Source organism: Rahnella sp. CFA14(1/10), from assembly GCF_004195095.1.
GTDB lineage: Bacteria > Pseudomonadota > Gammaproteobacteria > Enterobacterales > Enterobacteriaceae > Rahnella > Rahnella perminowiae.
Map to the genome: position 1 here is coordinate 78,074 of NZ_SEWS01000006.1, position 18,879 is coordinate 96,952.

Annotated in this window: 18 protein-coding genes; 3 read left to right on the top strand and 15 right to left on the bottom strand. The window is 54.1% G+C overall.

Annotated elements, in window-relative coordinates; genetic code table 11:
• Nucleotides 1–142: 142 nt before the first annotated feature.
• The 7 genes from mdcE to bioH all read right to left on the bottom strand — a co-directional run bounded on the left by mdcE (nt 143) and on the right by bioH (nt 6,245).
• Nucleotides 143–958, bottom strand: a complete 816-nt coding sequence (mdcE, locus tag EVX52_RS13335) for a biotin-independent malonate decarboxylase subunit gamma (RefSeq protein WP_129991465.1) — start codon at nt 956–958, stop codon at nt 143–145.
• Complete coding sequence (locus tag EVX52_RS13340) at nt 955–1,806, bottom strand: biotin-independent malonate decarboxylase subunit beta (RefSeq protein ID WP_129991466.1); 852 nt, start codon at nt 1,804–1,806, stop codon at nt 955–957. The genes mdcE and EVX52_RS13340 overlap by 4 nt, the downstream gene beginning before the upstream one ends.
• Nucleotides 1,796–2,098 carry a malonate decarboxylase subunit delta gene (locus EVX52_RS13345; protein ID WP_129991467.1) on the bottom strand — a complete coding sequence of 101 codons (303 nt, stop codon included), beginning with the start codon at nt 2,096–2,098 and terminating at the stop codon, nt 1,796–1,798. Before EVX52_RS13345 ends, EVX52_RS13340 begins: the two co-directional genes overlap by 11 nt.
• Nucleotides 2,099–2,138: 40 nt before the next feature.
• The gene (locus EVX52_RS13350) at nt 2,139–2,996 is read right to left on the bottom strand and encodes a triphosphoribosyl-dephospho-CoA synthase (RefSeq protein WP_129991468.1); all 858 of its coding nucleotides are present in this window, start codon (nt 2,994–2,996) and stop codon (nt 2,139–2,141) included.
• A 5-nt stretch (nt 2,997–3,001) separates the two neighbouring features.
• On the bottom strand, nt 3,002–4,663 hold the full coding sequence (mdcA, locus tag EVX52_RS13355; protein WP_129953819.1) for a malonate decarboxylase subunit alpha: 1,662 nt from the start codon (nt 4,661–4,663) through the stop codon (nt 3,002–3,004).
• A gap of 309 nt (nt 4,664–4,972) precedes the next feature.
• Nucleotides 4,973–5,242: a YdgH/BhsA/McbA-like domain containing protein gene (locus tag EVX52_RS13360; protein ID WP_129953820.1), complete on the bottom strand. Its 270-nt coding sequence runs from the start codon at nt 5,240–5,242 to the stop codon at nt 4,973–4,975.
• Nucleotides 5,243–5,474: 232 nt separating this feature from the next.
• Nucleotides 5,475–6,245 carry a pimeloyl-ACP methyl ester esterase BioH gene (gene bioH / locus EVX52_RS13365; protein WP_129953821.1) on the bottom strand — a complete coding sequence of 257 codons (771 nt, stop codon included), beginning with the start codon at nt 6,243–6,245 and terminating at the stop codon, nt 5,475–5,477.
• Nucleotides 6,246–6,291: 46 nt separating this feature from the next.
• Here bioH and gntX point away from each other — a divergent pair, with 46 nt between their 5' ends.
• From gntX to EVX52_RS13380, 3 genes are all read left to right on the top strand, one after another.
• Complete coding sequence (gene gntX, locus EVX52_RS13370; protein WP_129991469.1) at nt 6,292–6,981, top strand: DNA utilization protein GntX; 690 nt, start codon at nt 6,292–6,294, stop codon at nt 6,979–6,981.
• Nucleotides 6,982–7,078: 97 nt separating this feature from the next.
• Nucleotides 7,079–7,654, top strand: a complete 576-nt coding sequence (nfuA, locus tag EVX52_RS13375; RefSeq protein ID WP_129953823.1) for a Fe-S biogenesis protein NfuA — start codon at nt 7,079–7,081, stop codon at nt 7,652–7,654.
• A gap of 270 nt (nt 7,655–7,924) precedes the next feature.
• The gene (locus EVX52_RS13380) at nt 7,925–9,343 is read left to right on the top strand and encodes a DUF1996 domain-containing protein (protein ID WP_129991470.1); all 1,419 of its coding nucleotides are present in this window, start codon (nt 7,925–7,927) and stop codon (nt 9,341–9,343) included.
• A gap of 44 nt (nt 9,344–9,387) precedes the next feature.
• On the opposite strand, the gene malQ is transcribed toward EVX52_RS13380, so the two are convergent.
• The 8 genes from malQ to ulaA all read right to left on the bottom strand — a co-directional run bounded on the left by malQ (nt 9,388) and on the right by ulaA (nt 18,590).
• Entirely contained in the window at nt 9,388–11,463 is a 2,076-nt protein-coding gene (gene malQ, locus EVX52_RS13385) for a 4-alpha-glucanotransferase (RefSeq protein ID WP_129991471.1), read from the bottom strand.
• Between the two features lie 8 nt (nt 11,464–11,471).
• Nucleotides 11,472–13,886 carry a maltodextrin phosphorylase gene (gene malP / locus EVX52_RS13390; RefSeq protein WP_129991472.1) on the bottom strand — a complete coding sequence of 805 codons (2,415 nt, stop codon included), beginning with the start codon at nt 13,884–13,886 and terminating at the stop codon, nt 11,472–11,474.
• 243 nt (nt 13,887–14,129) lie between these two features.
• Nucleotides 14,130–14,819 carry an L-ribulose-5-phosphate 4-epimerase gene (locus EVX52_RS13395; protein ID WP_129991473.1) on the bottom strand — a complete coding sequence of 230 codons (690 nt, stop codon included), beginning with the start codon at nt 14,817–14,819 and terminating at the stop codon, nt 14,130–14,132.
• Nucleotides 14,816–15,676: an L-ribulose-5-phosphate 3-epimerase gene (locus EVX52_RS13400; RefSeq protein ID WP_129953828.1), complete on the bottom strand. Its 861-nt coding sequence runs from the start codon at nt 15,674–15,676 to the stop codon at nt 14,816–14,818. Before EVX52_RS13400 ends, EVX52_RS13395 begins: the two co-directional genes overlap by 4 nt.
• Before the next feature lie 10 nt (nt 15,677–15,686).
• The gene (locus EVX52_RS13405; RefSeq protein WP_129953829.1) at nt 15,687–16,343 is read right to left on the bottom strand and encodes a 3-keto-L-gulonate-6-phosphate decarboxylase UlaD; all 657 of its coding nucleotides are present in this window, start codon (nt 16,341–16,343) and stop codon (nt 15,687–15,689) included.
• Nucleotides 16,344–16,368: 25 nt separating this feature from the next.
• Nucleotides 16,369–16,839 carry a PTS ascorbate transporter subunit IIA gene (gene ulaC / locus EVX52_RS13410; protein ID WP_129953830.1) on the bottom strand — a complete coding sequence of 157 codons (471 nt, stop codon included), beginning with the start codon at nt 16,837–16,839 and terminating at the stop codon, nt 16,369–16,371.
• Nucleotides 16,840–16,849: 10 nt separating this feature from the next.
• Nucleotides 16,850–17,158 carry a PTS ascorbate transporter subunit IIB gene (ulaB, locus tag EVX52_RS13415; protein WP_129953831.1) on the bottom strand — a complete coding sequence of 103 codons (309 nt, stop codon included), beginning with the start codon at nt 17,156–17,158 and terminating at the stop codon, nt 16,850–16,852.
• A gap of 28 nt (nt 17,159–17,186) precedes the next feature.
• Nucleotides 17,187–18,590, bottom strand: a complete 1,404-nt coding sequence (ulaA, locus tag EVX52_RS13420; protein ID WP_129991474.1) for a PTS ascorbate transporter subunit IIC — start codon at nt 18,588–18,590, stop codon at nt 17,187–17,189.
• Nucleotides 18,591–18,879 lie beyond the last annotated feature (289 nt).

Consider the following 18,879-nt stretch of genomic DNA (forward strand, 5'->3'; position numbering starts at 1 on the left):
ATGGTTTTTTTAGTATGACAGTCCAGTAGCAGACAACAGCAGGCCCTCACCCTGACGGATATGTCAGGGCGGGAACCCGCAATGCGGCTGCGTCACGCTGTTTGCAGGTGCGTTACCGGTTGAGACTGAAAGTGTTAAAGAATTACCATTCCTGACGCATCTGCTGGCGAACGCGCTGCGAACTTGCGCGGTTTTCTGCACCCAGACGGTTGCTGAGGCTAACGCCTTCTTTGCGTGCGTCCTGGATATTTTGCCAGACAGCGTTTTCTACGCTGCTGATGTCATCGGGTGTGGCGTTGTCCGGGTCAGCGATGTCGAGTAATTGCGACAGCAGACCCAGCGTGGCGTAGTTTTCGATGTCGTAAGCCATCGGCGGGATGGTGGCAGCCAGTTTTTCCAGGGCATCCACAGAACGCAGGGTGATACGTGCGGCAGATTCTTTGCCCATTGCATGGATCATTACGCCGTTGTTTTTGAAGGCGATCAGTTTGTTGGCCTGATAACCGTGCGCCAGAAATGCGCCTGACATCGCTTTGCCGACAATCAGCCCGATCACCGGATGTCCGGCCAGACGGGCTTTGGCATAAGCGCCTGCAGCACCGGCCAGCGCCTGATGGATCCCGAATGCTTCTTCGCGACGACCATACGCCTGACTTGGCACGTCAATCACCGCCACAATGGCACGTTTGGTACTGGCATTGGCGTCAGCCTCAATCACGTTGTTGACCACTTTTGCCAGATTCCAGCCTTCAAGCAGACCGACCTCGCCGCCCGCTGCACGCGGATACTGATTATTCTTGTCCGGTACCACGGCGATAAAACGCACGGACTGGTCATTTATTTTGCCGTCTGCCGCTTTCACGGAAGGGCAAAGACCGCTGACCGGAGTGGCGTCTTTGGTCAGTTCAGCGAACCAGTAATCACCCCGACTGGCTGCGTTACTCTTTACATTGCTCATGCGCGATCCTCCCGGTTAAACAAGGCTTCCGTCACTTCACGGCTGGCCTGCTGCGCGGTGTCAAAACCGGTCAGTTTTGGCAGGTAATAATCATATTTATCAGAACGATGACTCACTGGAACGCCTTTTTTGATGAAGGCCAGCATGCTGTCTTTCACCTCAGCGAGGGAGTCTTTCACCAGTGCATCAACAAAACCGCTGTGATAACGCACTTCGCCACCGGTCATGCTCCAGATGAACGGGCGGTCACGGGAATCGTATTCATCGATACCGGCTTCCTGTTCAATTACCTGCGGACCGTTCAGACCCAGGCGGGCTTCACGGGTGACAATCAGATAGCTGCACAATGCGGCGGCAATCGACATGCCACCGAAGCAGCCGACGGTACCGGCAACCACGCCGATCACCGGCGTATAGCGGCGTAAATCAACAATAGCAGCATGAATATCAGCGATGGCGGCAAGGCCCAGATTGGCTTCCTGCAAACGCACACCGCCGGTTTCAAGCAGCAGAACGGCCTGCGTCGGGATACCATTACGGTTATCTTCTGCCGCCATTTCCAGCGCAGCGGCCATTTTGGCCCCGGACACCTCCCCCATGCTCCCCCCCTGGAAGCTGCCTTCAATTGCCACAACCACCGCCGGCTGACCGTTAATCTGGCCTTTAGCAACGACCATGCCGTCATCGGCCTGCGGCACGATACCCTGCGGTTCCAGCCACGGTGACATAATGCGTTCAAACGGCCCGAGCAGTTCGCGGAACGTTCCGGCGTCCAGCAGTTTACGGGCGCGCTGACGGGCGCTCAGTTCGATAAAGCTCTGATCCTGAACGGAAGTATCAGTTGGCATGTTCAGCCTCCTCAAAGACCTGTTCGATACGCAGACGGGCCACCCCTGGTGTAGCGCCAAAATCATTGATGTCGAGATGGCCTGCCGGTAATTCACGCAGTGCGTTCAGACGGTTAAAAAAGTTCTGCCATAAGGTATGGCTGCCGTCGACGGACGTGGTGACGATAATTTTCAGCGTATTGGCTGTGTCAGGTTCATACAGCGCTTCTAAATCGCCGGACCCTACCACGCCTGCTTCGGCGCGGCCTGCCAGCGGTCTTGCCGCCGGGTAGTTAAATTCAAAACGTTCCATAACACCTCTTTGTACTGATGTTAGTTAATGCGTATCCGGTTCAGACCACGCTCACGCGGTCCAGGAACAGCGTCGCGGCCAGTAAATCAGCAGCACCGCCGGGAGATGTGTTGTCCGCCAGCATCCGGTGTTCGAGATGACGCAACAGCTGTTTACCTGCCAGTGTGCTCATCCCACCCGCTTCCAGCACGGCCCGCGCGCCCTGATGCATCGCTTGCAGGGCAGGCAAACCACCGCGGGACAATACGCAGGTATCTGCCAGCGAGGTCATCACCGCCAGTAAGGCATCGACCTGTGCTTCGCTTTCGCTCGCACCACGGGCCCGGCTGTCATGAAGCTGCGGCAGTGCACAACCGATAATGTGTGGGAAACCGCTTTGCGCCTCTTCGCGTGCACCCGGCACCTGATAACGCTGCACGGCGTGCGAACCTTTACTGAATTTTTTCGGACTGAAAGCATCGGGCAAGGCCGCAATTTTCGCGGCGCGCTGCGCAATATGCCCCGGCAGTAAACTTTCCGGCTGCATGGCGACGGCGCTGACCAGCAAGCCCATCGCCCAGATAGCGCCCCGGTGAGTGTTCACGCCGCCGGTTTCCGCCATCATCTGCGCTTCTCCCGCCCGGCCTAAACGTCCCACTTCCTGACGCAGGGCGATATCCGCCGGACGCTGCCAGCTGTGTAACGCCAGCAAAGAGAAAGTGGACGTCAGGCTGCGTGCCGAACGCACCATCAGATTTAAACTTAAATCCTGATGAGCCCCGGCACTCCGGCTGTCTACCAGACCCGGTTTCGGACTCAGCCGCGCTTCGTCGATCAGCGCCTGCGTCGCCGTTTCTGCCAGCCTTTCGGCCAGTTCTTCCGCTGTCAGCACAGCGCCAATCGCTAAAGTTTGCGGCATCGTGATCACCAGCTACGGAATTTGGCTGGCGGGTTATACAAACCGCCTGACCAGTCAACCAGTTCGCTCACGCTGCCAGCCGCCAGTAAAGAGCGGGTGGCGTCAGTGCGGCGAATGCCCATGTCTTCCGGGAAGACCACCAGTTCCTGACGGCGCAGATCGGCAACGCGTTTGGCGTCAACACCCAGACCGATATCAGTGATACCGGCGACTGCCGCCACCATCGCACGGCGCTCTTCGAGAGAACGGGCGCGGTAAAGATAGGCGATGCCTTCTTCGGTCAGCACGTGGGTCACGTCGTCGCCGTAAATCATCACAGGTGCCAGAGGCATTCCGGATTCTTTACCCACATCGACGGCTTCCAGTTTCTCAACAAATGTCGGTTTGCCACCGGCCTGGAAGGTTTCCACCATCTGTACAACCAGTTTTTTACCGCGTGCCATCGGGTCCGGCTCTTCAATCATGTCGAGCCAGGCTGGCGTGGAGTGACGACGACCGTGCGGGTCATGTCCCATGTTAGGCGCACCACCGAAACCGGCCAGACGACCACGGGTCACGGTGGAGGAGTTCGCCAGGCCATCAACCTGCAAGGTGGAACCGATGAACATATCTACGGCGTACTGACCTGCCAGCTGGCAGAACGCGCGGTTAGAACGCATGGAGCCGTCGGAGCCAGTGAAAAACACGTCAGGACGGGCGCGGATATATTCCTCCATTCCCAGCTCGCCACCGAAGCAGTGAACGGTTTCCACCCAACCGCTTTCGATGGCCGGGATCAACGTCGGATGCGGGTTCAGTGTCCAGTGTTTACAAATTTTGCCGCGCAGACCGAGCCGTTCGCCGTAGGTTGGCAGCAGCAGTTCGATGGCTGCCGTGTTAAAGCCGATACCGTGGTTCAGCGACTGCACGTTGTGCTTCGCGTAGATGCCTTTAATGGCCATCATGGCCATCAGCACGTGAACCGGTTTAATCAGACGCGGGTCACGGGTGAACAACGGTTCGATGAAGAATGGCTTGTCGGCGACGACCACAAAATCGATCCAGTCACCCGGGATATCCACGCGCGGCAGGTCGGTATCTTCATCAACCAGTTCGTTAACCTGCGCAATCACGATGCCGTTTTTGAAGGCTGCGGCTTCGACCAGCGCCGGGGTATCTTCCGTACTTGCACCGGTATACAGGTTGCCTTTGCGGTCAGCTTTGAAGCCCGCGATCAGGGCAATGTTCGGCACCAGATCAACATACAGGCGGGAATACAATTCGATGTAAGTGTGGATCGCACCGATTTCCATCTGACCGTCTTCCAGCAGTTGCGCGATACGCAGGCTTTGCGGGCCAGAGAAGGCGAAATCGAGCTTACGGGCGATACCGCGTTCGAAGAGATCCAGATGTTCAGCGCGGCTGACGCTCGGCATGATCATATGCAGGTCATGCAGCTTTTCAGGGTTCACTTTCGCCAGTGAGCGGGAAAGGAAGTCAGCTTGTTTTTGGTTGTTACCTTCCATCACCACGCGGTCGCCGGAGGCAATCAGCGTTTCGAGGATAGGGATGATTTTATCTGTGGGTAATACTTTACCCTCGGCCACGGAACGGACACTGTCGATACGCCGTTGTTTTTCATTGCGGCGGGTGTCCCACACTTTCGTGGTCTGCGGATGTTGCGGCATGCCAAACCTCCCTGGGTTGAGCTTGCTGAATACTTCCCGGCGTGATGAAACGAGACGATGTTGGGAAGTTCAGTCAAGTGGCGGTTGCATCACATTTGACCTGTTTTGATAGCCTGCTAAGTGTAAGCAGCGAAGAATATTCCATCAATTAAGCGGCCTGACACTTCATTACCCTGAGAGTAACGATCTGCCGTATTTCTTTAAAAACAAATTGATACCGGACAAGGAAAGAGAAGGAGTGCACAGAAAATGAGAAATAAAAAAGGGATGCCCGCAGGCATCCCGGAAATCAGAACAGCTCAAAAGGGATTATTTGAAGACTTCAGCCGTTGCTGTGATTTTCTTCTTCTCCTGAGCCGCAATCACAACATAGTATTTGCCACCCTTTTCATCAGCCAGTTTGGACAGCTCTTCTTTCGCATCCATCGGCGCGGTGTATTCATTGCTGGTCGTGATCACGCCCAGGCTGGTGTAACCTTTATCTTTGGCTTCTTCTTTCGAGATCATCTCAGCCGCCATTGCGTTGAGTGAGAATAACCCCGTCAGAATTGCCGCAACGATAATTTTATTTGATTTCATGACCTTACCTCTAAATTGGATGAATAGTTCTCAAAGAAAGCAGTCAACATATGAACAGCAGGTGCATCTGCGCTGGCATGACCTTCATGGTTAAACACCAGTAAACTCCCCAGAGACGCAAACAGGCTCGCGCAACAATTTACGCCCGCCTTTCACCCCGTCATCATCGGCTTAAGTATTAGTCACCCTTGGGAATTAGCCAGAAAATTGAAAAAAATATTTACATTGGTTTTCAATCTGCAATCAGGAACCGCCCGACAATTTCACAAAACGTTTCCGGATGGGAGATAAACGGCGCATGCGCGGCCTTTTCGATAATTTCCGAACGGGAGCCGGGCAGAATCGCATCCAGCAGGGGTACCATTTTGCGGGGCACCAGTCCGTCCAGCGCGCCGTAAATCCGCAGAACAGGCAACGTCAGTACAGTCATCGGCTGGCGTAAATCCACATTGCGTAAGATCTCCAGCCCGCCATTAAGCACATCGACAGAAGGCACCGGCTGACCCAGCACAATGGATTTCAGCAGGCGCGCATCCTGACGTGCGCTGTCGCTGCCGAGCGTCTGCAGTGCCAGAAAGCGCTCGACCGTGCGCTGAAAATCTTCGCTCAGCTGATGCTGGAACCCCTTCAGCACATCGGGGCGGATACCCGGCCAGTCTTCATGAGCCGTAAAACAGGGTGATGACGCCACGGTAATCAGTTTTTCCACACGTTGTGGCACACTCAGGGCTATCTGGCTGGCCACCAGACCGCCCAGTGACCAGCCCAGTAATGAGGCTTTTTCCGGCATGGCGGTGAGCACGGTTTCTGCCATGTCTTCCAGCGTCATCGCCCCGAATCCCTCACTGCGGCCATAGCCCGGCAAATCAATCAGATGCAGACAAAAATGCGGCGCAAGTCGCTCTGCCGTGTAACGCCACACTTCGGCATTCAGTCCCCATCCGTGAAGCAGCACAAGATGGCGATCTCCTTCGCCGATAGTCTCCCGATAAAGCGTATTCATAGCGTATTGTCCGTGTCTGTCTGTTTGGCAAAAGGAACCCGCCACTATGCTAACAATTGCCAGCCGCTGTTGGCTATGCCAGTGTCCGCTGCATCTCCCGGTTCAGGGTATTTGCAGCCTGTGCATGAAACATCTGCCGGTTGCCCCGCCCTGCTGTCTTCGCTGCGGATTGCCTTCCGCCGGGGGCAAAACCGATTGCGGACGATGCCTGTTGAAACCGCCACCCTGGGACGCGATGATCTTCGCCAGTCCTTATGAAATGCCGCTGAGCGGGCTGGTTTTGCGGTTCAAATTCTCAGGACTACCGGAACTGGACACCACGCTCGCCCGTTTGCTGTTGTTACGCTGGCAGGAACGCTACCGGATGAGCAATCTGCCCAGACCCGATGTGCTCCTCAGTGTACCGCTGCATCAAAAACGCTATTTTTCGCGCGGGTATAATCAGAGTGAATTGCTGGCGAAGCCGCTGGCACGATGGCTACATTGTAAATATCTGCCCAATGCCCTGAGCCGTGACCGGCGTACACCGCCGCAACAAAGCCTGAGCGAGCGAGAAAGAAAGTGGAATCTGCGTAAAGCATTCACCTGCCATGTCAGCCTGCGCGATAAGCACGTGATGTTGCTTGACGATGTGGTTACGACCGGCAGCACGGTGCGGGAAATCAGCAAAATTCTGCGCAATCAGGGCGTTGCTTCGCTGCAAATAGCTTGTATTTGCCGGACTTTACAGGCTTGAGCACGTGCTGCTAACACACTGGCAACGTGAAGGGTGACGGGTAAAAACAAAGGGCGTATTATAACCAACCAGAGTAGTCAACTATTGAGCGAATGTTATGATCCTTATTACCGATGCTGCCCAAGAGCACTTTGCCAAATTACTGGCAAACCAGGAAGAAGGCACCCAAATCCGCGTATTCGTGATCAATCCCGGTACGCCAACCGCAGAATGCGGTGTCTCTTATTGCCCACCTGACGCCGTGGAAGCGACGGATACCGAACTGAAGTTCGAAAAACTGTCTGCTTTCATTGATGAATTAAGCGCGCCTTATCTGCAAGACGCCGTGATCGACTTCGTCACCGATCAGCTCGGTTCCCAGCTCACGCTGAAGGCACCGAATGCCAAAATGCGTAAGGTTTCTGATGATGCACCGCTGATGGAACGTGTTGAATATCAGCTGCAATCGCAGATTAACCCGCAGCTCGCCAGCCATGGTGGCCGTGTTTCCCTGATGGAAATCACCGATGACGGCATTGCCATTTTGCAATTCGGCGGTGGCTGCAATGGTTGTTCAATGATTGATGTCACACTGAAAGACGGCATCGAGAAAGAACTGCTGCAAAACTTCCCTGAGCTGAAAGGCGTTCGCGACCTGACCGAACACCAGCGCGGCGAACACTCGTTCTACTGATCGCCTGAGCACATTTCAGTCTCCATCATCAAGGGTTCAGCACTGCTGAGCCCTTTTTATTGCCTGTTTCCCCCTTCCGGATGTGCCCTTGATGGTACAACCAGACCCGCTGTCAGCGCCTGCGGATTGCGCATAAAACAGAGGCAGGGGAAAAGGAATCGTGTAATACAACACGTCTCAGACCTGCTTTTTGCCGCAGGCGTCAGGCACGGAACACACACTTCCCCGGATGTCATTTCTAAGGAAATCACTGTCTGTCCGGAGTCTTTTATGAAAAAAATCTTACGCGTTTTAGTGCCTCTCGCAGGTCTGTTCGCCCTGACACCGCTGGTGTCTCATGCGGCGTCCGGCCAGTCGAACGTCTCCTGTTCCTACAGTCACACGCTGGGCGACGATGCCATTCTGATGTTTGGTATGCCCAATCATGCGATGCTCCATGACTTCTTCGGTAACACCAGCACGGATGCGTATTCCACCTACGATACGTTGCAGGCAAAACCGGAAACCACCTGTGACAATAAGGCGGATTCCACCGCCTATTGGGCACCGACCATGAAACTGCCTACAGGCGAAGTGGTGAAGCCGTCGTATCAGAAAACCTACTATCAGGCCAACTCGGTAGAAAAGTACCCGCTGACGCCTTTCCCAAAGGGGTTACAGTTGCTGGCCGGGGATCACGTGGGCACCGGCCCCAATCCGCACGTAAGCTTCTTGTGTGCCAATGGCAACGGTTACACCAACACCGCCGATCAGGTCTGTGGCTTACGCTCAGGCGGGGATGCTGTGCAGTTCAACATCGGCATTAACTTCCCTAACTGCTGGGACGGGGTTCATCTGGCACCGGTAAAAGGACAGGCGAATGCAACCTATGATTCGAACAATGTCTGCCCGGCGAATTTCCCGGTGAAAATTCCGAAGGTCAACATGAACATTGCCTATGTGTTGCCGCAGATCACCTCGCTGGATACCAGCAAAATTCAGCTTTCGCTGGACCCTGAAATGGTCGGAGATCAACGCATCGAGAAGTGGGGCAGCATTTACACCGCCCATGGAGATTTTGTGAATGGCTGGCCTGAACAGTCAGCGAAATACATGACCGACTTGTGTATGAATCTGGCTTTCGATTGCAGTAACAGTATTCCTTTCAGTTACGAGCCTGCACTGGAAGACACGGTCGTCAGCAGTACCAACAGCAGCACCAATTACGGCACCAGCACGTTGCTGACCGCCAGCGACAACTGGAAAAACGGCGGTCATGCCAGTAACCCGGAAAGCCTGATCCTGTTTAAGTTTAAAATTCCTGCACTGCCGGAAGCCATCCCGGCCTCTGAAGAGGGATTGTTCGTCTACCGTCTGCGGGTGTTTGGTGGCAATGCGGCTTCCAGCGCCACCGGCAAGCTGAATGTCTACAGCACATCCACGGACTGGGATGGCAAAACAGTGAACTGGGATAACCATCCGGCAACGGATTACCAGTCAGCTGGCACCATCTCGATGAATAATAACCGTCAGTATCGCGACGCTATCGTGGATACGGCTGTTCGCCAGGCGCTGGCAGAAGGCAAAACGGAAGTCGCTTTCTACCTCGGTGGTGACCAGAATGGCGGAACCTATACCTTCGATTCCACCGAAACCAACCATCCACCGTTGTTGATCGTGAAAGGCTACAAGGCGGTAACAGAGAATTAATCAGAGCGGCCTGAGGAAACTCAGGCCCTTTTCTGCCTCCTGGATTACCCCTTTCGCCGTTTGCTCAAATCGGCCAGCAGCGCATCAATATGCTCATCGCCAAACATCTCCTCCAGCGTCCGCGACAACTTGCGTCGCCAGTTGGGGTATTCGGTATTGGTGCCCGGCACGTTCACTGGTGTGGACATGTCCAGCCAGTCTTCCGGTTGCAGGCCCAGTAATGCGCTGGCACTGCCCGCCAGATAACGTTGTAAACCCCGGTTGAGCAGCGGTGTCATTGGCATATTTTCAGCACTGCGGCTGGTCGATTTCGGTACACATTGTTTCAGATGCAGCGCATTAAGAAGCCCCTGCTTGCTACGTTCGCGCTCCCCGCGCAGTTTTTCCAGCACGTGCGGATCCGGGTATATCCCCAGAGATGCGCCCAGTGTTAAATCACCGCCTTCCCAGTAGCCCCGCAACGTGGGTAAGTCATGCGTGGTCACGGTCGCCATCGCTTGCGAAACATAGTCTTCCGGCGGGTGGTACCGGAAGTTTTTATCGTGTTCGAAATACAACACCTTGTAGGAATACACGCCGCTGTCACGCAGACTGGCGAGGATTTCTTTCGGCACGGTGCCCAGATCTTCACCAATCACCATGCACCGATGCCGCTGGCTTTCCAAAGCCAGTACGCCGAGTAAATCCTCCAGCGGGTAACGGACATAGGCACCGCTGCCCGCGTCCTGGTCAGCAGGTATCCACCACAAACGCAGCAACCCCATCACATGATCGATACGCAATGCGCCGCATTCCGCCATATTTGCCCGTAGCAAATCAATAAACGGCTGATAGGCACGGGCTTTCATTTCGTGTGGATCAATGGGTGGAAGCCCCCAGTTTTGCCCCTGAGGTCCGAGAATATCGGGCGGCGCGCCGACCGTGGCATTCAGACAATACAGCGCCGGATCGGACCAGGTTTCCGCACCGCCTTGCGCCACGCCCACCGCCAGATCGCGGTATAAACCAACGGGCATCCCCAGCTCCACGCTGCGCTGATAACATTCAGACAGCTGCGTATGCGCCAGCCATTGCTGCCACTGATAAAACGCAATTTCACCGGCGTAACGCTCACTGAATTCATGTACGTCTGCACTTTTCGCATCGCGATAGGCATCCGGCCACACCGGCCATCCCCACTCGCCCAGCCCCTGATCCCGCAGATGCACATGCAATGCATCGAACAGTGCTTGTTGCCGCAGACTGTCACCGCCTTGCGCCACGAACTGACGGAAATCCTGCTTACGCGTACTGTTTTCCGGCAGCCCGCAAAACAGCCGCCATGCCAGTTTCAGCGCCGCCAGTTTCAGTTCCATCACCCGCGGATAATCAACAAACCCGGCGCTGCGCACCTGCAATAACGCATCACGCGTCTCAATAGAATGCCACCAGGTTTGTGCCTCGCTGCTGCTGGTAAATTCCTCCACGGCACTGACATCGATATAGGTCAGATTCAGCCAGCGGCGGGACGAGGGACTGTACGGGCTGGCACTTTGTGGATTCGCCGGGTAGAGCGCGTGTATCGGATTCAGTCCGACGAATGCCCCGCCGCGCTGGCCGACTTCTTCGACCATTTTTTTCAGGTCACCAAAATCGCCGACGCCCCAGTTATTCTCCGAGCGCAACGTGTAAAGCTGAACGGTCGCGCCCCACAGTTTTTTTCCTGCCAGCAATGCTTCAGGCTCATAACAGCGCGGCGGCACAACGATTATCCGGCAGGGCCAGACGTTGCCGTTTTGCGATAACGTCAGCAGGTGATAGCCGGCAGGCAGCAACACACCGAGATCCAGCGCCTTGCCTGCGGCGATCTCACCCTGTGTCTGGCTGCCATTTTCCTGCGTCAGTTGCCAGCTAAATACACCACTGACTTCCGGTGTCACCAGCACTTTTTTGCCTTGCGTAAATACTTTAACGGGCGGCACAGGTGTAACCTCCGGCACATAAGCCGGATCACGCCCCATAGCGGCCAGCAAGGCGACACGCGTGTCATCGGACACTATTTCCACGTCATCCGTCATATTAATGAAACTGTCTACAATGCCTGCCCGGCGCGCGGCCTCAGCAAGTTGCTTATTCTCCATATCGGCTCCTATCTTTTAGCCTGCCAGATGCGTTGCTGGTAATCGCGGACGGAGCGGTCGGCGCTGAACATACCTACGCGGGCCGTGTTGAGCAACGTACGGCGTGTCCATTCATCGGCATTACGGTAAAGCGTATCCACTTCTTTTTGTGCCTCGCAATACGCGGCAAAATCCGCCAGCACCAGATACGGATCACCGCCATCGAGCAGACTGTTCAGCATCAGATCGAAGGCTTTTTTGTCACCATTGGCATAAAAGCCGCTGGCAAGCTCATCGAGAATCGATTTGAGATGTTTGTCCTTTTTGACCCACGCTTTCGGCTTATAGCCTTTTTTCAGCTGCGCTTTCACTTCATCGACCGTCAGACCAAAGATAAAAATATTGTCCTCACCGACCTGTTCGGCAATCTCGACGTTTGCGCCGTCGAGCGTACCGATAGTCAGCGCACCATTCAGCGCCAGTTTCATGTTGCCGGTGCCGGAGGCTTCCTTACCGGCAGTTGAAATCTGTTCCGACACATCCGCCGCCGGGATCATCAGTTCTGCCACTGAGACACAATAATCGGGAATGAACACCACTTTAAGACGATCGGCGACGATCGGATCATTGTTGATCTTCTCAGCCACCTGATTGATCGCATAGATAATGTTTTTTGCGAGGTAATATCCGGGCGCAGCCTTCGCACCAAACAGAAAAACGCGCGGCACGATATCCAGCTTAGGGTTATCGCGTAACTGGCGATACAGCGAAAGAATGTGCAACAGATTGAGATGCTGACGTTTGTATTCGTGCAGACGTTTAATCTGCACATCGAAAATCGCCTCGGGATTAAGCCTGATGCCCATGCGCTGCCAGACATATTCCGCCAGCCGCACTTTGTTATCGTGCTTAATTTTGCGGTACTGTTTGCAGAATTTTTTGTCTTTGACGCCGTCTTCCAGACCTTTCAGCAGGTCAAGATTGTTGACCCAACTGTCGGTTTTCAGCCGTTCATCAATCAGCGCCGACAGCGCCGGATTACACTGTTTCAGCCAGCGGCGTGGCGTGATGCCGTTGGTCACGTTATGGAACTTTTCCGGCCACAACTGGTAATATTCCGGGAACAGATCTTTAACCACCAGATCTGAATGCAGCGCCGCAACACCGTTTACGGCAAATCCGGCAACCACGCACAGATTCGCCATACGCACCTGTTTGTCATGATGGACAGCAAGCTTCGCCCAGACCGCCTCGTCGCCGGGCCATTGTTTGCTGACCCGTTTCTTAAAGTCAGCATTAATCTGTTTGATAATCTGAAAATGACGCGGCAGCAGACTGCGCACCAGACGCTCGTCCCAGGTTTCCAGCGCTTCCGGCATCAGCGTATGGTTGGTATATGCGAAGGTACGGCTGGTGATGCGCCACGCGTCATTCCAGCTCAGCTGATGTTCATCGATCAGTACGCGCAGCATTTCAGGAATGGCGATAGTCGGATGTGTATCGTTGAGCTGGATAACTTCATAATCTGGCAGCTCGCTGATTTTACGACCCAGGAAATGGTGACGCCGCAGGATATCGGCCACCGAGCAGGCACACTGGAAATACTGCTGCATCAGTCGCAGACGTTTACCGGCCTGATGGTTGTCGTTCGGATACAGGACTTTGGTGAGTTTGGCGGCATCGATACCCTGTTGTTCGGCTTTCAGAAACTCGCCGTCATTAAACTTTTCGAGATCAAACGGATGAGGGTGCGTGGCTTCCCACAAGCGCAACGGTTGCGTGATGCCGTTGCGATAACCCATCACCGGCAAATCCCAGGCTTCACCGCGCAGGATAAATTCCGGTTCCCAGCGTGAAACGCCCTGCTCATTCTTTACAATTTTACCGCCAATACCGACATTTACCGCCAGCGAGCTATTATGGCGGAACCACGGATATTCGCTGCGATGCCAGTCGTCCGGTGATTCTTTCTGTTTACCATCGACAAAACGCTGGCGGAATAAACCGTACTGATAATTCAGGCCGTAACCGATACCAGGTTGCCCGACCGATGCCATCGCATCGAGATAACAGGCCGCCAGCCGCCCCAGCCCGCCATTACCCAGTGCCGGGTCGATTTCTTCTTCCAGCAGATCGGTCAGGTTGATATCAAAAGATTCCAGCACAGTGGCAATTTTTTCATACCAGCCGAGATTAATCAGGTTATTGCCGGTCAGACGGCCGACCAGAAATTCCATCGAAATATAGTTAACGTGGCGGGTGATTTTTTTATTCTTACTGCTGACCGGCTCGCTTTGCGGGGGAAGTTGCTCAGCAACGGCGGCACTGACGGCATGCCACCACTGGTGACGGGTCATATCAGAAGCTGAAGTAAGTCCGAACGCTTGCCACTGGCGGGTGAGTGCTGACAAAAAAACATCTTGCTTGAACGTGATCTTCGACATAGGGCAGTCTCTTTTCTGTCTGAGGGGACGGAATACTTCCGTGAGAAAAAGCCTGATTGCAGTAAAAAGCGTGATCCCAATATCTATGTATAAACCCTATGCTGGAAAAATGCTCACTGCGGGAGAGGGAAAAAATGCATGAAATCATGTCGAAGGGGTGACGGAGATACCATTAATACCCCATCCCTGCCTCCCCTGCAAAGCGGGAGTTGAAGTGGAGTTTTAATGGCCTCTCAATAGCTATTATTTCTGCCCGTAATACGCATCCGGCCCGTGTTTACGGCTGAAGTGCTTGTGCAATAAATAATCATCCATCGGCAATAGGTCGCGCCGGATTGTACCGGTGATCCACGCCATTTTAGCCACTTCTTCCAGCACCACAGCGTTATGTACCGCCTGCTCCGGCGTAGTGCCCCAGCAGAACGGACCATGCTGGGCAACCAGGATGCCCGGCATATGCAGCGGATCGGTGCCGGTCAGCGACGCGGCGATCACCTTACCGGTTTCCAGTTCGTACTCTCCGCCGACCTCCTGACGCGACAATGGTCGTGTGCACGGAACGGCACCGGCAAAATAATCCGCGTGCGTGGTGCCGAGCGGCGGGATGGCGATCCCGGCCTGCGCCCATGACGTCGCATAGGTCGAATGGGTATGCACAATACCGCCCAGCTGCGGAAAACGGGCGTACAGCTCAAGATGCGTTGCGGTATCTGAAGACGGTTTGTAATGCCCTTCCACGATGCCACCTTGCAGGTTCAGCACCACCATGTCACGGGCCTGCATTTTCTCATATTCCACACCGCTCGGTTTAATGGCAACCAGGCCGCGTTCGCGGTCGATACCGCTGACGTTGCCCCAGGTAAATGTTACGAGGCCAAAAGCCGGTAGCGCCATATTGGCTTCAAACACGCGTTGTTTCAGGGCATCCGTCATAAGGTGTCCTCCATGTTCAGCCCGGCTTTTTGCATTTTATCGATCACCCAGGCGCGGGCGTTGCGCACTTCCTGTATCGGATCGGCAGCGGTTTCACTCCACATTTCGATAAGATACGGCCCGCGATAACCGCTTTTTTGCAACGTCGCAAAGCAGCGTTCGAACTCCACCACACCGCTGCCGAAGGGTACGTTTTTAAATATGCCGGGCTGCGTGTCTTTAATATGTACGGCAACGATATGCCCCGCGCCACTTGCCAGTTCCATCTGCACGTCGTTATCCCATGCCGACAAGTTGCCGATATCAGGGTAAAGCTGAAACCACGGATTGTTCAGATAATGTGTGTAGCCGAGCGCTTTGCTGATCGAATTCATCAGCGGATAATCCATGATTTCCATCGCCAGCGTGACCTGCGCACGGCTGGCCATTTCAACCGATGTCTGTAAGCCATCACGAAAACGTTCACGGGTATTTTCATTAGCCTGCTGGTAATACACGTCATAACCGGCAAGCTGGATCACGCGGATGCCTAAATCCTGCGCCAGCACGATAGCCTTGCGCATGATTTCCAGGCCCTGATTGCGGGTTTCATCGTCTTCGGCACCAAGCGGAAAGCGTCGGTGTGCGCTCAGGCACATCGACGGAATGCGGATGCCGGTATGCGATATTGCCTCCACCACCCGCAAACGTTGCCCGCGTGACCAGTCAAGCCGTGCCAGCCGGTTGTCGGTTTCATCCACCGACATTTCAACGAAATCGAAGCCCAGTTCTTTCGCCAGTGTCAGGCGCATCAGCCAGTCTTCGCCCGCAGGCAAGGCTTTTTCATAGATACCGAGCGGAACGGCTTTATGCATCATGCGGTGTTCCTTAGCCCCAGAGCTGGCGAATGGATTTTTTAAACTGACGTGCTGCATCAACCGGATCTTTGGCGTCGCGGATGCTGCGACCGGCGATAAAGACGTGCACAGGAATGTCTTTAAACAGCGGCAAATCTTCCAGTGCCAGTCCTCCGGTAATGGTCACTTTGAAACCCATGGCAGAAAGATGTTTAATCGCCGTGATATCAGCATCGCTCCAGGCCACACCGGCGGCCTGCGCGTCGCGGCTGCGGTGATAAACCACCTGCTGAATGCCTGCGTCACGCCATTCCTGCGCCTGCTCCCACGTCCAGTAACCGGTCAGTTCAATCTGCACGTCGCCGTTGAATTCTTTCGCCACTTCCAGCGCACCTTTGGTGGTGTTGATGTCAGCACAACAAATGACCGTCACCCAGTCAGCATTAGCTTCGAAGCACATCCGCGAGAGAATTTTTCCTGCATCCGCGATTTTGGCATCGGCCAGCACAATTTTTTCCGGATACAAAGCCTTAAGGTCGCGTACCGCACGCACACCTTCGGCGACGCACAAAATAGTACCGACTTCGATGATGTCGACTTCACCGGCGATCAGACGCGTGGTCTTGTAAGCGTCGTCCATTGACTGGTTATCCAGCGCCACCTGCAACATAGGTAATGAATGAGACATAATGAATTCCTTCTCTGCTAATGAATTAGTGAACCGCCGTGGCGGAGGTCAGGTCGATCAAATCCAGTACCTGTTGCGCGGTGGTACAGGCGCGCAGGCGGTCAAAATTGGCTTCATCATCAAAAAGGTTTACCACCTGCATGATGCCAATCTCCTGATGTGCGTTGGCATCCACCGCCGCCAGCGTAATAAGAATGTCCACCGGATCGTTATCTTCGTGGTTGAACACCAGCGGTTTTTTCAGTGTCACCAGCGCAAAGCCAGTTTTAATCACACCTTCTTCCGGGCGACCATGTGGCATGGCAAGCCCGGGCGCGATCACGAAATACGGTCCGAAACGTCCGACACCATCCAGAATCGCCTGGTAATAACGCGGCTCAACCACACCCGCGACGACCAGCATATCGACGCCAATTTTCACCGCGTCCTGCCAGGTTTCTGCCTCAGCATTCAGGCAAATCGAGTTATTTTCAGCCAGTGAATCTCTCAGTTTCATGGCATGTTCCTTATTTTCTCAGATCAGCAGAAAAATGAGCGTTGATGACGGCCATCACTTTCGGGCCGAAGTCCGCCGCCGACAGCATATTGCGGACACCGACCACATATTTATTGCCGCTGACAGTAATTTCATCCGCCACGTGGGTAGACGCGACGATAATGTCCGCACTGCCCAGCTCTGATTTGTATTCACCCACTGCGCAACTGTTCATGGTGTGGTCCACACCCTCCTGTGTCAGGAACTGACCGATTTTCATCTTCATGATCATCGAACTGCCTTGCCCGCAACCGCATACCGCCAGAATTCGTACTGTCATGAGAACCTCATTGGTTTGTGAGAAGTCATTAGTGAGAAGGGGATTGATTAAGGGTTTGTTTTTCCGCGTCTTCTTCAGCGCGCAGTGCGCGACCGGCAAAAAACATATACAGCAGTGCGATCACCACGATAATGCCCATAAAAGCAATGCCGATACTGAAGAAGCCCTGCATCATTGGCGGTGCCAGAATCGACCAGTCGGCCATGCCCATCCAGGCACTCAGGCCGGTGAGTTTAATGGCCCATACACAGCCGAAAATTTCGATCATTCCCATCACCAGACAGATTTTCAGCGCTGCGCGCCAGCCGCCGAAGTGGTTGGCAAACACGCCGATTGTGGCGTTGGAGAAGAACATCGGGATAAAGCCGGGAATAATCATGATCGAAGAGCCCATGCCGAACAGAATGCCGACGGCAATCAGCTGGCCGATAGTGCCCCACATAAAGCCCCAGACCACGGCGTTCGGTGCAAAGCTGTAGATGGCCGCACAGTCGATGGCCAGAACGGCACCGGGAATTAAGCGTTGAGAGATGCCGTTAAAGGCTTCGGTCAGTTCAGCGACGAACATCCGCACGCCCTGAATGATGATGAAAATCGCCACCGCAAACATCAGACCGGTTTGCAGAATGTAGATGGTCCAGTGAGTTTTTCCGGCCATTTGCTGCAGGGTGTCGAGGCCGAAGGAACACAGGATGATGCCAAAGAACACCGTCATCACGATGGCGGTGGAGACGATATTGTCATGGAAGATATTCAGCCAGCCGGGCAATTTGAGGTCTTCCACGCTGTCTTCTTTTTTACCGAGATATGGCGCGATTTTATAGGCTATCCACGACGCAAATTGCTGCTGATGACCTATCGAGAAACCGCTGTTTTCAGTCACCGCCTGCGTCGGTTTGTACATCATGTTTGAGGTGATGCCCCAGTAGAGCGACACCAGAATGGCCGTTGACCAGATGGTCGTCCACATCGGATAGCCCATGATGAAGAAGAACACCGCAATCAGCCCCGCCTGCTGGAACATGATGTGCCCGGTGAGCATGATGGTGCGGATGCCGGTGATACGGCGGAATATCACCATCAGGATATTCAGTGCAAGGGCGATCAGCACCGCATATCCGACCCAGCTGTAAGCCTCACCCATGCGTTCGACTGTTGCCATCATTGAAGCGTAGGTGTCTGAAATGGCACCATTAATGCCATACACTTCCGAAAGTTTCGCCACCACCGGTTTGAACGTCCCGGTCAGAATGCCGGAACCTGCCTGTAGCAACATGAAGCCGATGATGGTCTTGATCGTGCCCTTGATGATCACCGTGGCGCTCTTTCTGAGCAGGATGTAACCGAGCATGGTCACAATACCCAACAGCAGCGGCGCGTTGGTCATTACCTGATTAAAAAATACGGTGAAGATGGTGTAGAGGAATTCCATAAGACTCTCCGTCTGACCTTGTTTGATCTCTTCAACGCGCTCACACATCAAACTTCGCGCTAAAAAGTGAGGGACAGACGCACTCTAATGCTCACATCGAATCAGATAAAGATTCACAATGATTATTTGTGAGCAGTCTCGCAAGATATCGTCATGAGCATGAATTTATTTATGCATCCGAAACTTTATATTTATTCGATATTTCAGTTATATAACTCTATAAAAAACATCTCATCATACCCTAGATCCGGTCACTCCCCCTGCTGGCAGGCATTTCTTGCCATGGAAA

What these genes read in the sequence shown, in the direction of transcription:
- bioH (WP_129953821.1), bottom strand. Translation starts at nt 6,245, where the DNA reads ATGAATACGCTTTATCGGGAGACTATCGGCGAAGGAGATCGCCATCTT.
- mdcE (WP_129991465.1), bottom strand. Translation starts at nt 958, where the DNA reads ATGAGCAATGTAAAGAGTAACGCAGCCAGTCGGGGTGATTACTGGTTC.
- EVX52_RS13345 (WP_129991467.1), bottom strand. Translation starts at nt 2,098, where the DNA reads ATGGAACGTTTTGAATTTAACTACCCGGCGGCAAGACCGCTGGCAGGC.
- ulaC (WP_129953830.1), bottom strand. Translation starts at nt 16,839, where the DNA reads ATGAAACTGAGAGATTCACTGGCTGAAAATAACTCGATTTGCCTGAAT.
- EVX52_RS13400 (WP_129953828.1), bottom strand. Translation starts at nt 15,676, where the DNA reads ATGATGCATAAAGCCGTTCCGCTCGGTATCTATGAAAAAGCCTTGCCT.
- EVX52_RS13395 (WP_129991473.1), bottom strand. Translation starts at nt 14,819, where the DNA reads ATGACGGATGCCCTGAAACAACGCGTGTTTGAAGCCAATATGGCGCTA.
- ulaA (WP_129991474.1), bottom strand. Translation starts at nt 18,590, where the DNA reads ATGGAATTCCTCTACACCATCTTCACCGTATTTTTTAATCAGGTAATG.
- mdcA (WP_129953819.1), bottom strand. Translation starts at nt 4,663, where the DNA reads ATGCCGCAACATCCGCAGACCACGAAAGTGTGGGACACCCGCCGCAAT.
- EVX52_RS13350 (WP_129991468.1), bottom strand. Translation starts at nt 2,996, where the DNA reads ATGCCGCAAACTTTAGCGATTGGCGCTGTGCTGACAGCGGAAGAACTG.
- EVX52_RS13340 (WP_129991466.1), bottom strand. Translation starts at nt 1,806, where the DNA reads ATGCCAACTGATACTTCCGTTCAGGATCAGAGCTTTATCGAACTGAGC.
- malQ (WP_129991471.1), bottom strand. Translation starts at nt 11,463, where the DNA reads ATGGAGAATAAGCAACTTGCTGAGGCCGCGCGCCGGGCAGGCATTGTA.
- ulaB (WP_129953831.1), bottom strand. Translation starts at nt 17,158, where the DNA reads ATGACAGTACGAATTCTGGCGGTATGCGGTTGCGGGCAAGGCAGTTCG.
- EVX52_RS13360 (WP_129953820.1), bottom strand. Translation starts at nt 5,242, where the DNA reads ATGAAATCAAATAAAATTATCGTTGCGGCAATTCTGACGGGGTTATTC.
- gntX (WP_129991469.1), top strand. Translation starts at nt 6,292, where the DNA reads ATGCTAACAATTGCCAGCCGCTGTTGGCTATGCCAGTGTCCGCTGCAT.
- EVX52_RS13380 (WP_129991470.1), top strand. Translation starts at nt 7,925, where the DNA reads ATGAAAAAAATCTTACGCGTTTTAGTGCCTCTCGCAGGTCTGTTCGCC.
- malP (WP_129991472.1), bottom strand. Translation starts at nt 13,886, where the DNA reads ATGTCGAAGATCACGTTCAAGCAAGATGTTTTTTTGTCAGCACTCACC.
- nfuA (WP_129953823.1), top strand. Translation starts at nt 7,079, where the DNA reads ATGATCCTTATTACCGATGCTGCCCAAGAGCACTTTGCCAAATTACTG.
- EVX52_RS13405 (WP_129953829.1), bottom strand. Translation starts at nt 16,343, where the DNA reads ATGTCTCATTCATTACCTATGTTGCAGGTGGCGCTGGATAACCAGTCA.